Origin of the sequence: Methylophilus sp. OH31 (assembly GCF_000576615.1) — a bacterium.
Lineage (GTDB): Bacteria > Pseudomonadota > Gammaproteobacteria > Burkholderiales > Methylophilaceae > Methylophilus.
The window spans coordinates 641,364-655,984 of sequence record NZ_BAUS01000002.1 but is presented as its reverse complement, the minus strand read 5'-3'; the positions used below and the strand labels follow the sequence as shown (position 1 = coordinate 655,984).

Below are 14,621 nucleotides of genomic sequence, written 5' to 3'. Positions count from 1 at the left end.
GCAAATGCCGCTGGTGAAATAAATCGCCAAAAATTCATAAAAAGTTTGCGAAACTGACGACATTTGTTGTTATTATTTGCACTCATTAAAAGCGGAGTTTAAACTCCGCTTTTTTCTCTTTATTGCAAGCAATCTTGCACAGATAAGCAACGCTAAGACTGGATAAGGCAATGAGCATTAAGTCGGACAAATGGATACGCAGAATGGCTGAACAACACGGCATGATTGAGCCGTTTTCACCAACGCTGGTGCGTGAAACCAATGGCGAAAAAATCGTGTCTTACGGTACGTCCTCTTACGGTTACGATATCCGCTGTGCTGACGAATTCCGCGTGTTTACCAATATCAACAGCACCATTGTTGACCCTAAACAGTTCGACCCGCAATCTTTCGTTGAAGTCTCAGGCAAAGGCTATTGCGTGATTCCGCCCAACTCGTTTGCATTGGCGCGTACGGTTGAATATTTCCGTATTCCGCGCTCTGTGCTGACCATCTGTTTAGGTAAATCCACCTACGCACGCTGCGGCATCATCGTCAACGTCACGCCGTTTGAGCCAGAGTGGGAAGGTTATGTCACACTGGAGTTCAGTAACACAACGCCCTTGCCTGCCAAGATTTACGCCGGCGAAGGCTGTGCCCAAGTACTGTTTTTTGAATCTGATGAAGTTTGCGAAACCAGCTATAAAGACCGCGGTGGCAAATACCAGGGCCAGGTTGGCGTGACTTTGCCAAAAATATAGCCTCACCCAGAATTGAAAAACGACCCATTTCACCACAAAGGCACCGAGTAAAAGCATGGCTTTCTCAGTGCCTTTGCACTTTGAGTTACACGTTTCAGTGACAAGTTAAGGATTCATTGAATGAAATTTAGATTTCCCGTCGTCATTATTGACGAAGACTTCCGCTCCGAGAACTCTTCTGGCCTCGGCATCCGCGTATTAGCCAAAGCCATCGAGGATGAAGGCGTTGAAGTGCTGGGCGTGACCAGTTATGGTGACCTGACGTCGTTCGCACAACAGCAAAGCCGCGCCTCTGCGTTTATCTTATCTATTGACGATGAAGAAATCGTCGAGGAAAAGCCGGAAGCCATTGAGCAATTGCGCAACTTTGTGGCCGAAATCCGCTACCGCAATGAAGAAATCCCAATTTTCCTGCACGGTGAAACGCGTACTAGCCGCCATATCCCGAATGATGTGCTGCGCGAATTACACGGCTTCATTCACATGAACGAAGACACGCCAGAATTTGTCGCGCGCCTGATTATCCGTGAAGCGAAAGCTTACCTGGATAGCCTGCCACCGCCGTTCTTTAAAGCACTGACCCACTACGCAGCTGACGGCTCCTACTCCTGGCACTGCCCTGGCCACTCTGGCGGCGTCGCTTTCCTGAAATCGCCAGTGGGCCAAATGTTCCACCAGTTTTTTGGCGAGAATATGTTACGTGCAGACGTCTGTAACGCGGTCGACGAATTAGGCCAGCTGCTAGACCATACCGGCCCGGTCGCTGCCTCTGAGCGCAACGCAGCCCGTATTTACAACTGCGACCACTTATATTTTGTCACCAACGGCACCTCGACGTCCAACAAAATTGTCTGGAACTCCACAGTGGCGCCCGGAGACATCGTCGTCGTCGACCGTAACTGCCACAAGTCCGTGTTGCACTCGATCATCATGACCGGTGCGATTCCTGTTTTCCTGATGCCGACACGCAACCACTTCGGCATTATCGGACCAATCCCGAAGAGCGAATTTGCCTGGGAAAACATCCAGAAGAAAATTGAACGCAACCCGTTTGCCAGCGACAAAAATGCCAAGCCACGTGTCTTGACCATCACGCAGTCCACTTATGACGGCGTGCTGTACAACGTCGAAGAAATCAAGGAAATGCTGGATGGCAAAATTGACACCCTGCACTTTGACGAAGCCTGGTTGCCACACGCCACCTTCCATGACTTCTACGGCGATTATCACGCCATTGGCGCGGATCGTCCGCGTTGTAAAGAATCCATGGTGTTCTCTACCCAGTCCACGCATAAACTGCTGGCCGGTTTGAGCCAGGCCTCACAGATTCTGGTGCAGGACGCGCAGGACAATCACCTGGATAGAGACCTGTTTAACGAAGCCTACCTGATGCACACCTCCACCAGCCCGCAATACTCGATTATTGCCAGCTGCGATGTGGCAGCCGCCATGATGGAAGCCCCCGGCGGCACCGCCTTGGTGGAAGAGTCACTCAAAGAAGCGCTGGACTTCCGCCGCGCCATGCGCAAAGTGGATGAAGAATGGGGCACCGACTGGTGGTTTAAAGTCTGGGGTCCTACTGACTTGTCCGAAGATGGCCTGGAAGAGCGTGATGCGTGGATGCTCAAAGCCAACGAACGCTGGCACGGCTTCGGCAACCTGGCCGAAGGCTTTAACATGCTGGACCCGATCAAAGCCACCATCATCACCCCAGGGCTGGATGTGGATGGTGAATTTTCTGAGGAATTCGGCATACCCGCCGCCATTGTGACCAAGTATTTGGCTGAACACGGCGTGATTGTTGAAAAAACCGGCCTCTATTCGTTCTTTATCATGTTCACCATCGGCATTACCAAAGGCCGCTGGAACACCATGGTCGCGGCTTTACAGCAGTTTAAAGATGACTACGACAAGAACCAGCCCTTATGGAAAGTACTGCCGGAGTTCGTGCAGAAACACCCACGCTATGAACGCATTGGCCTGAAAGATTTGTCTACACAAATCCATGAAGTGTACAAAGCCAATGACGTGGCGCGCCTGACCACTGAAATGTACCTGTCAGACATGGTACCGGCCATGAAGCCAACCGATGCCTTCTCAAAAATGGCGCACCGCAAGATTGAACGTGTTGCGATTGATGAGTTGGAAGGTCGCGTGACTGCGGTATTGTTAACGCCCTACCCGCCGGGCATCCCATTGCTGATTCCTGGCGAACGCTTTAACAAGGTGATTGTGAATTACCTCAAGTTTGCGCGTGAATTTAACGAGAAATTCCCGGGCTTTGAGACCGATAACCATGGTTTGGTGAAACAAATCGTGGATGGTAAAGCAGTGTATTACGTGGATTGTGTGAAGCAAGAGGATTAGTTTCTAGTAATGTTGCATGAGGGAAACGCCAAAGCGTTTCCCTTTTTTGTTTTTAAGGCCATTGCGATTGCATGCATTCTTGCTTTTCGCCTCTAGGCGAGTCACTTTCTGGTGCTTGTCCCCCAGAAAGTAACCAAAGAGGAAGACACCCAGCCATCACGGCCTAAAGGCTCCCTTGCGTTGCTCGGCAAAGTGGGCGTCCATCGAAACTCGCCCTAGCGGCTTGCACACCCCGCAAGCCACCGCGGAACTCGAACAGCCGATGGCCGATATCCCCCACTTAGTCTCCGCTACTCAGCGTGATGGAATGGGATTTATCTCGCCAAACACACAGAGTAACAATTTAAACGATTCAAAAAACAGATTGGTTTGTTAAGGGCAATAATGGTGGCGCTCATTAGGTGTTCGGGGCCCCATCTGCCGCGCCGAGCAACGCAGGCTTGGCGGGAGTTTTCGGCCATCGGCTGTCCGAGTTCCGTAACAAGCCACGTCTTGTGTGGCTTGTCAGGGCGAGTTTCGATGGACGCCCGGCAATTCGAGTAGCGCAGGATACAAGCGGAAGTTGGGGTGCACTTTCTTTTGGTTACTTGTTCTTTGTGCAAGCAAAGAAAAGTAACTCGCCGAAAAGGCGAAAAGCAATCCCCCAACCTTACGATGAAAGAATGACCTTCCTAAGACTATCTCTATCTGGTCAAATCATCTCAATCAGCGGCGCTGATAAACCATATCACTATAATGCAAGCCATTCACCGAGGTATGCCCCTCCTCGCTCACCAACGCCCAATCATGCATCTCCATCTCAGGAAAAAACGCATCGCCGCCTACATGCGCATATACGCGCGTAATGTATAGCCGCGTGACATAAGGCAAACCTTGGACGTACATCTCTGCCCCGCCAATCAAAAATGGCTCATCATCGCCTGCGCACGCCGCCAACGCTTCCGGCAATGAGTGAACCACTTTCGCGCCTTCAACCACATATTCAGTATCGCGCGTCACAATCACGGTGGTGCGTCCCGGCAGCAGTCGTCCCAACGATTCGTAAGTCTTGCGGCCCATAATAATATGATGCCCCATCGTGAGTTGCTTGAAGCGTTTGAGGTCTTCGGGCAAATGCCAGGGCAATTGGTTATTGTGACCAATTACCCGGTTGTCGGCATGGGCGACGATGAGGGAGAGTGCTTGCATAAAAACCTCTTAAAATGCGGATAACCGTTTGAGGTCATCAATAATGGCTTGGCTGTGTCCATCCGGATTGACGTTGCTATAGGTCTGCGCAACCATGCCTTGCGGATCGATAATAAAGGTCATGCGTTTGGCGGCCTGCAATATGCCCAGGTTAAACAACGCGCCATAAGCATCTGCCACCTGGCCATTGGTGTCAGCCAGCAAGGGAAACGATAAACGGTGTTTTTGTGCAAACTCGGCATGGCTGGCAACAGTGTCTACGCTCACGCCAACGACTTCCGCCCCCATGGCATGGATTTGCTGGATATCATCACGAAAATGGCAGGCTTCGCGCGTGCAGCCTGGCGTATCATCTCTGGGATAAAAGTACAGAATCAACCACTTGCCTTGCCAGTCAGCCAGCCGGCGCGTATTACCTTGCGCATCCGGCAACTTGAAATCCGGCGCTTTCATGCCGACACTGACGCGGTTTGAGGGCTGCTGATACTGGCGATAACCCCAGATGGCCAACCATAATATCAGTCCGTACATGATCAGTTTGATGAGCATTGCTTGATTTCCCCTTTAGACGTAAATGACTTAAAAGTGAGCCTGATGACCGTTTGGCCGTTGACGCTTTAAGCCGCTTATTGTACCTTAATCCGCCATCTGTCATTTTAAGGTCATACGCAAACGTTTGAAGTGTTGCAGTCTCTCCCATGAATAATGAAGCCATTGCAAAACTGCTCAAACTAATTGCTGACGACCCGCTGCGCTGGGACGCATACCAGAAACTGGCTGGCCTGATGTTAAAGAATCAGGAGTTTCATGCCGCTGAGCAGTATTTACTGCAAGCGATTAGCCTGCAGCCCAAAATACTAGAGTTGCATGTGCAACTGGCCAATCTGCATATGCGCACGCAGCAATTTAAAGCGGCGCATGAATGTTATAAACAAGCGATCGCCCTGGATGCCAAACAGGCACAACTGTATTCTCTGGACGCCCGTGCACTGAAAAATATGGGGCGCACGCAAGAAGCGATTTTACGCCTGCGTACTGCAACCAAGTTAGATCCGCAACAATCACAGGCATTCAGCGAATGTGTAGACTTGATGCTGCAAGCACAACAACTGGAACCAGCAGCCAATATGCTCAGGCAAGCGGTAGCCGCGCATCCTGAACACGCACACTTTCACTATCGCCTGGGTGTGTTATGCCAGCAGTTGCATGCGACTGACGAAGCCCTGCAATGTATGCAGCAGGCGATCAATATCCAGCCGGACTTTGCTGAGGCCTATCATCAGCGCGCCCTGATGCTGCAACTCCAGGGTAAAACACAAGCCGCGCTGGATAGCTTTAATGATGCGATTACCCACCAGCCGAATTTGCCGGTGCCGTATAACAACCGTGGCGTGGTGCTTTGCCAGCTCGGCCAATATCCAGCGGCCATCGCCGATTTCAGGCAAGCGATGCAATTGAATCCAGGCTATGCCTCTGCTTACTGCAACCTGGGGCTGGCCTTATATGAAAATGGCGATGCGGACGAAGCTTATACCTGCCTCGAAACCGCTTTGCAGCATGCGCCTCAACACGCACAGGCACGCTATTACCTGAGTATGCTCAAACTGGCCAGGGGCGAATATGAGACTGGCTGGCCCATGCATGCTTCGCGCTTTGAGGTACTCCCTGACAAGCAGCGACCGAACACAGACTTGTTATGGCGTGAAACCGGCTCACTGGTGGGCAAAACCATCCTTATCCAGGCTGAAATGACACTGAGCGACACCTTGCAATACTGTCGCTATATCCCGCTAATCAAGGCCTTCAAGCCTAACCAGATGATTATCGCGGTGCCCGAGGCCTTATTTGATCTGTTAAATGAGTTTTGGGCACAGGATGCCGGCATTCTGGTGATTCGCCAGGATGGCCGTCCTTTACCGCATTTTGATGTGTATTGCCCGATGCTCAGCCTGCCAGCGGTCTTTAAAACTCTGATCGACACGGTGCCTGCCAACCTGCCCTATCTCGCCATTCACGAGCGGCATAGCCAACCGTGGCAACAATTGCTGGGGCCGACCAGACGTTTGCGTATCGGCCTCAACTGGTGTGGCGATGCGGATAATAAATATGACAAGCTACGCAGCATTCCGCTCTACCTGATGGCGCCATTACTGCAAATGGAAGTCGAATGGCACAGCATGCAAAAAGAGTTCCGGCGTGAAGACCACATCATGCTCAAGCGTTTTCCGATGCTGGAATGCCATCACCCGGCACTGACTGATTTTACACAGACGGCCGGGCTAATCATGCAAATGGATCTAGTCATTACGGTGGATACAGCGGTCGCGCATCTGGCAGCGGCACTGGGCAAACCGGTGTGGTTATTGTTGCCACACCAGGCGCATTTCCGCTGGCTGCAACAGCGTGAAGATAGCCCCTGGTATCCGGGCATGCGGCTATTCAGGCAAAATGCTACAGAGCCGTGGGAACATGTGATTGACCAGGTGCATCAGGCGATTACCGACCTGCTGGCAAAACGCACAGCAGACGCCTGATCAAGCGCGGGGAATGCTAGTAGTGCAACAGCGCTGGAAATATTAGTGCGGCACGCCCACAATATGCATTACCCGCTCAACATCCACATGTAGTAACTGGGCGATATCTTTGTAGTCATCTGGCAGGGCCGCATTGGCCCAACCATCGGCAGAATGCCTGGCCAGGTTGACAGCCAGTTGCACATTGCGCACCCTGGGCAGATGCGCGCGCTGCTCATCCATTAAATCGTTTAACAACGATGGCAGGTTAAATGCCTGCACCAGTTCCGCCTGCAACTCCAGGATACGGAAACCAAGTACTTCTTGCTGCACGACACGACTGCGCAAGGCTTTATCAGCGGCCTGGCGCTTGCTGATTTCACCCATGGCTTCTGGATTAAAACACCACATCAGCATTTCGGCAAAGTCGTACAATGAGGCCGCCACACGCAACTCTTCTGCGTGCAAATCCATCAAATGTGAGGCAAATTCGGCCGCAAAATAACCGGCACGGTGTGCACGTATCATGAGTTTAAGCAAATCCACCAAGGCAGGCACATGCTGGTTCAATACATCTTCGACATGCGGCACAGCAGGAATCTCGGCAAAAAAGGTGCTGGTACCCATCATGATAATTGCCTGCTCCACCTGTACCAGGTCTTGTAACTGGTGGCGGCTGCGGTGATTGTTGGCATAGGTCAGCACTTTAAACATCATCAGTGGGTCATTAATCACCACGCGTGTAATGTCACGTGCACCCGTGTCGTCCCCTCGCTCTTGCAGCGCAGTCAGCTCCCTGGCGGTTTGCCGCAATACCGGGATATCTGCCTGCTTTAAAAAAGCGACCCAGCCATTCACGGTCCGGTGTTGCCTTGCTTCGGTGAGTGTCACCATCTGTTCGCTCCAGCTTGATTCATGCGCCCGAGTATAAAACATTGCCGCCGCATGCGATGTTGTGATCAATCGCACAAATCAGCGCCTGTTTGTTTTTAGGGTATATCCGTTTGAATGCAATCATTAAGTTTAACGCCACAAAAGGCGTGTTTCTTTAGTCGTGACTGATAAATGCCTATGTTAGAATGACATTTTAGTTATTGATTCCCAAGCCGGATCCTGAAAAATCCGGTTTTGTAAGGTCATCAGCATATGGCAATCATTCTGCACACCCCCGAAGAAATCGAAAAAATGCGCATCGCCGGTCGACTGGCCTCCGAGGTGCTTGACTACATTACGCCCTTTGTTGTGGCTGGCGTGACGACCAACAAGCTGGACCAGTTGTGTCACGATTATATCGTCAACGTGCAACAGGCGATTCCTGCCCCGCTCAACTATGCGCCGGATGGTCATACGCCCTATCCCAAATCAATCTGCACCTCCATTAACCAGCAGATTTGCCATGGTGTGCCCAGCGAAAAAGAGCTAAAACAAGGTGATATCGTCAACCTCGACATTACCGTTATCAAAGACGGTTACCACGGCGACACCTCACGCATGTTTATGGTGGGTGGCGTGACGCCACAAGCCAAACGCTTGTGCGAACTGACCTATCAGGCCATGTGGCGCGGCATTGAGAAAGTAAAACCCGGCAACACGCTGGGTGATATCGGCTACGCCATTCAATCGTTTGCCGAAAAAAATGGTTACAGCATCGTGCGCGAATTCTGCGGTCATGGCATTGGTAAAAAATTCCATTGTGAGCCGCAAGTACTGCACTACGGCAAACCTGGGGCTGGCCTGACACTCAAACCTGGCATGATTTTCACCATAGAACCCATGATTAATGCCGGTCGTCGTGACATCAAATTCATGTCAGATGGCTGGACGGTGGTCACCAAAGACCGTAGTCTGTCAGCACAATGGGAGCACACCGTACTGGTCACCGAAGATGGCTTTGAAATCATGACCGTGTCTGCCGGTACGCCACCGCGCCCAGCCCTGTAAACACCTGACGATGGTGACCATTGCTACATGACAGTGATTAGCAAGGAACAGCTCAAACACTGGCGCGAGTCGCTCCAACTGGCGCGCCAGCAGATTGCCGATGCCTACCAGGCCAATCCGCAAGCAAAAACCTTACTGCAACAACATAGCCGTGTGCTGGACCAACTGCTGCGAGATCTCTGGCGCAGTTATGCTTTACCGGCCAGTGCCAGCCTGATTGCCGTTGGCGGTTATGGCCGTGGCGACATGTTTCCCCAATCCGATATTGACCTGCTGATCCTGATGCCGGAAAACAGCGACAGCCAGCTACAAACCGCTGTCGAATCGCTGATTGGCACCTTATGGGATATTGGCCTGAATATAGGCCACAGTGTGCGTACCTTGCAAGAATGCCTGGACGAAGCCAAGCTGGACGTGACCATCATGACCAACCTGCTGGAAGCACGCTGGCTGACCGGTCACCGCCAAACTTTCAGCGGCCTGATGCAGTCATTGCACACGCAATTGGACCAAGCGCGGTTCTTTGCCGAAAAACTGCGTGAACAACAAATTCGCCACGCCAAGTTTCACGATACAGCTTACAACCTCGAACCCAATATCAAGGAAAGTCCGGGCGGACTGCGTGACCTGCATATGATTTTGTGGGTCGCACAAAGCCAGGGGCTGGGCAATGACTGGAACGATCTGGTGCATGCTGGCCTGCTCAACCGCAGCCAGGCCAGCCAGCTCAAGCGACACGAGCGCTTGCTGCAAAACCTGCGCATCCGCTTACATCTACTGGCCAAACGCCGCGAAGACCGCCTGGTATTTGATTTTCAAAATACTCTGGCCGAGCAAATGGGCTATAAAACCACGGCACAAAAACGCGCCAGTGAACAACTGATGCAAGGCTTTTACCGCAGCGCCAGGGCGATCATGATTGAGAATGAAGTGCTGCTCAAACGCATGCACGCGCGCGTGAGCCCGCCCACCGAAGCGCCCAGCGTGATAGACCAGGATTTCACATTGTCACAAGGCCTGTTGAACGCACAAATGCCAGACTTGTTCCAGCGCAAGCCTGAAGCCATCTTGCGCTGTTTTCAGCTATTACAGCAACACCCGGCCATCACCGGCTTTAGCGCCACACTGGTAAGAGCCTTGCAGGATGCGCAACCACTGATCGACCGCAGCTTCCGGCAGAATGCTGCACATAAAGCCTTATTCCTGCAGATACTGCAAAGCCGTGAAGGTGTACACCGCAGCCTGCGCCGTATGAACCGTTACGGCATCCTTGGCCGCTATATCCCGGTATTTGGCCGCGTCATTGCGCAAATGCAGCATGACTTGTTTCATGTCTACACCGTTGATGAACATACGCTCAATGTTTTGCGTAATTTGCGCCGCTTTGCCAAGCCAGACCTGCGCCATGAGTTTCCGCTATGCAGCCAGCTGTTTAATGAATTCAGCCAGCCGCATTTGCTGTATTTAGCCGCGATTTTTCATGATATTGCCAAAGGCCGTGGCGGCGATCACTCACAATTGGGCACCATTGATGCCGGACGCTTCTGCCAAAAGCTGGGGCTACCCAAAGCCGATACCGAATTGGTGGCCTGGCTGGTCGAAGCGCATTTAAAACTATCGAGTACGGCGCAGAAAAGTGATTTGTCCGACCCGGATGTGATTGAAGCGTTTGCGCAGATGGTCGGCTCAGAATATCGCCTGACTGCCTTGTATTTACTCACGGTGGCCGATATCCGCGGCACCAGCCCGAACGTGTGGAATGCCTGGAAAGCCAAGTTACTGGAAAGCCTGTTTTTGCAAACACGCCGCGTATTGCAGCAATCACTCAATACCGAAGCGCAACTGAGTTTGCGCAAGCAGGAAGTGCTACAAAAACTCAGTAGTTTCAACCTGAAAGAAGCTTCAGTACAACCGTTGTGGCAAGCCTTTGGCAGCGGCTATTTCAGCCGCTTTGAGAGTGACGAAATCGCCTGGCAAAGCCGCTTGCTGATCCCGCACCTGCGTGCTGAAAAACCGATTGTGCGGGCCCGGCTCAGCCCTAAAGGTGACGGTATACAAGTCATGATTTACAGTCGCGACCAGAAAGAGATTTTTGCTCGTATCTGCCATTTTTTTGACAGCATGCAATACAACATTGTGCAGGCCAAGATTTACACCACGGCGCATGGCTACGCGCTGGATAACTTTATCGTGCTGGAACCAGACACGCGCCAGATCAGTTATAACGGACTGCTCAAGCACATTGAACAAGGCCTCAACGACCAGCTGCTCAGTGCCCAGGCCATGCCCGACCCGATACGCGGACGTGTCAGCCGCCAGGTCAAACACATGCCCATCCCGACACAGGTCAATCTGCGCCCGGTAGAGGCGCATCCGGCGTCAGGCCAGATGGCATTTCAACAACTGGATGTTATTGCTAACGACAGACCAGGCTTGCTGGCGAGCATGGCGCTGGTGTTTCTCAACCATGGCATCGAACTACACAATGCAAAAATCAACACCTTGGGCAACCGTGTAGAAGATAGTTTCCTGATTTCTGCCTGCCATGGCCAAACCATAGACGACGCACAAACTGCCGCCCTGACACAGGCGCTGAGTGAGCTCTAAGCAAACAAGCTACTCAAAATGATAATGTTTGCGTAGCGGTTTTTTTACTTCCCACACGCAATCCAGGCCACTGGCAAACGTCACCAGATCCCCTGCCGCAAAACTCACGGGTGCACCATTGGCTGGCGTCACCGTCACTTCGCCTTCGAGAATATAGGCAATTTCAGTGCTGCTGTATTGCCAGGTAAAGGTCGACACTTCTTTCGACCAGGTTGGCCATTGCTTCACCCCCAAAGCAGCCAGGGTCATGGCACTCGGTTTTTCTACTTTGATCTGACTCATAGCGGCTCCTTTGCCATGGGATAAACATGCAGACGATGCTTGGGAAAAATACATGGCACTGCAGCTTCTTGCTGGCAACATCATGCCAGCTCTTATTTTTGCGGATTATGCGTCACAGTTCAATCTTTTTAACACATGTCTGACCTCTGATTTAAATCAGTGAAAGCGACTATTTCTTATCAAATCTTTTCACTTCTCCTATCTTAATCCACATTGATTATGCGATTTCTAAAGCACATAATGTGATTAACATACGTAAAGAAATTCCTGTTTCTTGCCGAAAAAGAATAAAGACGTGTGTCATGCCATACAAAAATGACTACGAACAGTATTGGGGGTAGTTATGATCAATCAGGTATCCGGGGCCTTGCCCCAATATTCCATCCTGGACGATATTGATGTGCCCGAAAAGGTACTGCAGAGCTGGCAAATCACCACAGACTTGCTCGCTTATATTGCCCATATTCCTGCAGCACTGATCATGCGCGCGCATGCGCACGAGATAGAAGTGTTTGTATCCAGCCATAGCGAAGGTAATGTTTATCATCAGGGTGAGCATGCCAGTTTAAATACAGGCCTCTATTGTGAAAATGTGATCAGTACCCACCAGGCACTGCTGATCCAGAATGCGCTGACTAGCCCGGGCTGGGAGCAAAATCCAGATGTCGCCCTGGGCATGATTTCTTATTATGGCTTACCGCTTAACTGGCCGAATGGCGAGGTGTTTGGCACCATTTGCATTCTGGACACCAAGGAAAACCATTATGACCAGGTGGTGAAAGAGCTGATTGGCCAGTTCCGCGACAGCATCCAGCTCAGCCTCTACCATATTTACCACTCCAGCCTGGCCACCGAACAAAGAGATCAGGCCAGGGAAGCCCTGCGGGATAGCGAGGCCTTATTCCGGGCGGTGTTTGAACACGCTGCGATTGGCATTGCACAAGTGGATTTATCTGGCCGCTTTTTGCAAATCAACCGCGAATTTTGCCGCATCATCGGTTACAGCCAGGACGACATCCTGTTGCAACACATGACTTACCAGCAAATTACGCTGCCTGATGACCTGATCAAGGAAGCGGAAACCATCGCGCATTTGTTAAACGGCGACATTGACCAATATATTGTAGAGAAACGCTACCTGCATAAAATGGGGCAAGTGGTGTGGGTGAATTTGTCAGTGCATTTATTACGCGATGATCAACAGCAACCTCTGTATTACATCAGCGCGGTGCAAGACATCAGCGAAAGAAAACTGGCAGAAGAAGAGCTGAAGCTGGCGGGCCTGGTCTATAACAACAGCAGTGAGGCGATGGCCATCACAGATGCCTATGGCGCGGTTTTGGCGATCAACCCCGCATTTACTAAAATGACGGGCTATGCGCTGGAGGAAATCAAGGGGCAATCCATCACCCTCTTGCGCTCTGATCAGCACGATGCCCCTTTTTATGCCGCGCAAAGCCAGGCCATTCAGGCCTGTGGGCAATGGCAAGGTGAAGTCTGGAGCAAACGTAAGAATGGCGCTATTTTCCCTACCTGGCTAACGATCAACACCTCTTATCAGGCTGACGGCGCAGTACATAGACGCGTCGGCCTGTTTTCTGATATTTCTGCCATCAAAGATGCAGAGGCGTTAATACTCAAGCAGGCCAATTTTGACCAGCTAACCAAGCTGCCTAACCGGCAACTATTTCAGGACAGACTGGAACAAACCCTCAAACTGACGCAACGGGAACACCAGAAATGCGCCCTGCTGTTTATCGACCTCGACCGCTTTAAAGAGATCAATGATACGCACGGCCACAATGTCGGCGATACCCTGCTGATTGAAGCGGCTGCCCGCATCGTTGCTTGTGTGCGCAAATCCGATACCGTCGCCCGCCTCGGTGGCGATGAATTCACCGTGATTCTGAGTGATACCCACGACAATATGATGATTGCGCATATTGCACAAAACATTATCAACCACTTGTCAGAGCCATTTATCACAGTGAAAAAAGAGGCTTTTATCTCGGCGAGTGTCGGCATTGCTATTTACCCTGAAGATGCCTCCGATGCGCAACAACTGCTCAAAATCGCAGACCAGGCCATGTATGTGGCCAAGAATGCCGGACGTGGCTGCTATCGCTTTTTCACCAAGCTGATGCAGCAGGAGTCAGATTTCCGCATTCGCCTGTCTACCGACTTGCGCCAGGCATTGTCACGCAAACAGTTTTCTGTACACTACCAGCCCATCATTGAGCTCTCCAGCGGCCGCATTAATAAAGCAGAAGCTTTGCTACGCTGGAAACATCCGGAACTGGGGTATATCAGCCCGGATATTTTTATCCCCATTTGCGAACACTACGGCACTATCCATGAAATTGGTAACTGGGTATTTATAGAAGCCGTCAAACAGGGTGCCAGATTTAAACAACTGCTGGGGCGCGACTTTGAAATTGCCGTCAATAAATCGCCGGTGCAATTCAAAGCGAATGAAGAAATGATGCATAACTGGATTAGTCTGCTGGATCATATTCATTTCCCGACCAAGTGCGTCGTGATTGAAATTACCGAAGGCGTGCTGATGGACCTGGTCGGCAACATTGAAGAGAAGCTGATGGGATTTCACAATGCCGGCATTCATATCGCCATTGATGACTTTGGCACCGGTTACTCCTCTTTGTCCTACCTGAAAAAATTCAACGTCGACTATTTGAAGATTGATCGTTCATTCACAGCCAACCTGGCGCCAGACTCCAGCGAACTGGCGATTTGTGAAGCCATTATTGAGATGGCGCATAGACTCAAAATTAAAGTCATTGCGGAAGGCATAGAAACGGAAGCGCAATTGCATTTGCTCGAAGAGATACATTGCGATTTTGGCCAGGGCTATTTATTTGCCAAACCAATGCCAGCGGATGCATTCGAGAAGTTACTGATTGATTTAGGCTAAGGATCTCATCTGCCTGACTTGTCACGGCGTCTACCTACAAGAGGTAGACGC

Annotated in this window: 10 protein-coding genes; 6 read left to right on the top strand and 4 right to left on the bottom strand. The window is 51.1% G+C overall.

Annotated features, from left to right (window positions below):
- Positions 1–170: 170 nt before the first annotated feature.
- Positions 171–740, top strand: coding sequence for a dCTP deaminase (gene dcd, locus OH31_RS04945; RefSeq protein WP_019881948.1), 570 nt, complete (start codon positions 171–173; stop codon positions 738–740).
- A 120-nt stretch (positions 741–860) separates the two neighbouring features.
- Positions 861–3,107 (top strand): arginine/lysine/ornithine decarboxylase, encoded by a 2,247-nt coding sequence (locus tag OH31_RS04940; RefSeq protein WP_019881947.1) that lies wholly within the window; start codon positions 861–863, stop codon positions 3,105–3,107.
- Positions 3,108–3,812: 705 nt separating this feature from the next.
- Here OH31_RS04940 and OH31_RS04935 read toward each other — a convergent pair.
- The gene (locus OH31_RS04935) at positions 3,813–4,295 is read right to left on the bottom strand and encodes a dihydrofolate reductase (RefSeq protein WP_024929856.1); all 483 of its coding nucleotides are present in this window, start codon (positions 4,293–4,295) and stop codon (positions 3,813–3,815) included.
- A 9-nt stretch (positions 4,296–4,304) separates the two neighbouring features.
- Positions 4,305–4,844 carry a peroxiredoxin gene (locus OH31_RS04930; RefSeq protein WP_024929855.1) on the bottom strand — a complete coding sequence of 180 codons (540 nt, stop codon included), beginning with the start codon at positions 4,842–4,844 and terminating at the stop codon, positions 4,305–4,307.
- Positions 4,845–4,993: 149 nt separating this feature from the next.
- Between OH31_RS04930 and OH31_RS04925 the strand changes: the two genes are divergently transcribed.
- Positions 4,994–6,829 carry a tetratricopeptide repeat protein gene (locus OH31_RS04925; protein ID WP_024929854.1) on the top strand — a complete coding sequence of 612 codons (1,836 nt, stop codon included), beginning with the start codon at positions 4,994–4,996 and terminating at the stop codon, positions 6,827–6,829.
- 42 nt (positions 6,830–6,871) lie between these two features.
- Here the strand turns inward: OH31_RS04925 and OH31_RS04920 are convergent, their stop codons facing one another.
- Complete coding sequence (locus tag OH31_RS04920; RefSeq protein ID WP_024929853.1) at positions 6,872–7,702, bottom strand: HDOD domain-containing protein; 831 nt, start codon at positions 7,700–7,702, stop codon at positions 6,872–6,874.
- A gap of 252 nt (positions 7,703–7,954) precedes the next feature.
- On the opposite strand from OH31_RS04920, the gene map reads away from it, so the two are divergent.
- Both map and OH31_RS04910 read left to right on the top strand, forming a co-directional pair.
- On the top strand, positions 7,955–8,749 hold the full coding sequence (map, locus tag OH31_RS04915; protein ID WP_024929852.1) for a type I methionyl aminopeptidase: 795 nt from the start codon (positions 7,955–7,957) through the stop codon (positions 8,747–8,749).
- Between the two features lie 27 nt (positions 8,750–8,776).
- On the top strand, positions 8,777–11,356 hold the full coding sequence (locus OH31_RS04910) for a [protein-PII] uridylyltransferase (RefSeq protein WP_024929851.1): 2,580 nt from the start codon (positions 8,777–8,779) through the stop codon (positions 11,354–11,356).
- A 9-nt stretch (positions 11,357–11,365) separates the two neighbouring features.
- On the opposite strand, the gene OH31_RS04905 is transcribed toward OH31_RS04910, so the two are convergent.
- Positions 11,366–11,638: a cupin domain-containing protein gene (locus OH31_RS04905; RefSeq protein WP_024929850.1), complete on the bottom strand. Its 273-nt coding sequence runs from the start codon at positions 11,636–11,638 to the stop codon at positions 11,366–11,368.
- Positions 11,639–11,981: 343 nt separating this feature from the next.
- On the opposite strand from OH31_RS04905, the gene OH31_RS04900 reads away from it, so the two are divergent.
- Positions 11,982–14,570, top strand: a complete 2,589-nt coding sequence (locus OH31_RS04900; protein WP_024929849.1) for a bifunctional diguanylate cyclase/phosphodiesterase — start codon at positions 11,982–11,984, stop codon at positions 14,568–14,570.
- The last annotated feature ends 51 nt before the right edge of the window (positions 14,571–14,621 follow it).

Coding starts and splice junctions, on each gene's coding strand:
- OH31_RS04930 (WP_024929855.1), bottom strand. CDS start 4,844: ATGCTCATCAAACTGATCATGTACGGACTGATATTATGGTTGGCCATC.
- OH31_RS04925 (WP_024929854.1), top strand. CDS start 4,994: ATGAATAATGAAGCCATTGCAAAACTGCTCAAACTAATTGCTGACGAC.
- map (WP_024929852.1), top strand. CDS start 7,955: ATGGCAATCATTCTGCACACCCCCGAAGAAATCGAAAAAATGCGCATC.
- OH31_RS04940 (WP_019881947.1), top strand. CDS start 861: ATGAAATTTAGATTTCCCGTCGTCATTATTGACGAAGACTTCCGCTCC.
- dcd (WP_019881948.1), top strand. CDS start 171: ATGAGCATTAAGTCGGACAAATGGATACGCAGAATGGCTGAACAACAC.
- OH31_RS04900 (WP_024929849.1), top strand. CDS start 11,982: ATGATCAATCAGGTATCCGGGGCCTTGCCCCAATATTCCATCCTGGAC.
- OH31_RS04905 (WP_024929850.1), bottom strand. CDS start 11,638: ATGAGTCAGATCAAAGTAGAAAAACCGAGTGCCATGACCCTGGCTGCT.
- OH31_RS04920 (WP_024929853.1), bottom strand. CDS start 7,702: ATGGTGACACTCACCGAAGCAAGGCAACACCGGACCGTGAATGGCTGG.
- OH31_RS04910 (WP_024929851.1), top strand. CDS start 8,777: ATGACAGTGATTAGCAAGGAACAGCTCAAACACTGGCGCGAGTCGCTC.
- OH31_RS04935 (WP_024929856.1), bottom strand. CDS start 4,295: ATGCAAGCACTCTCCCTCATCGTCGCCCATGCCGACAACCGGGTAATT.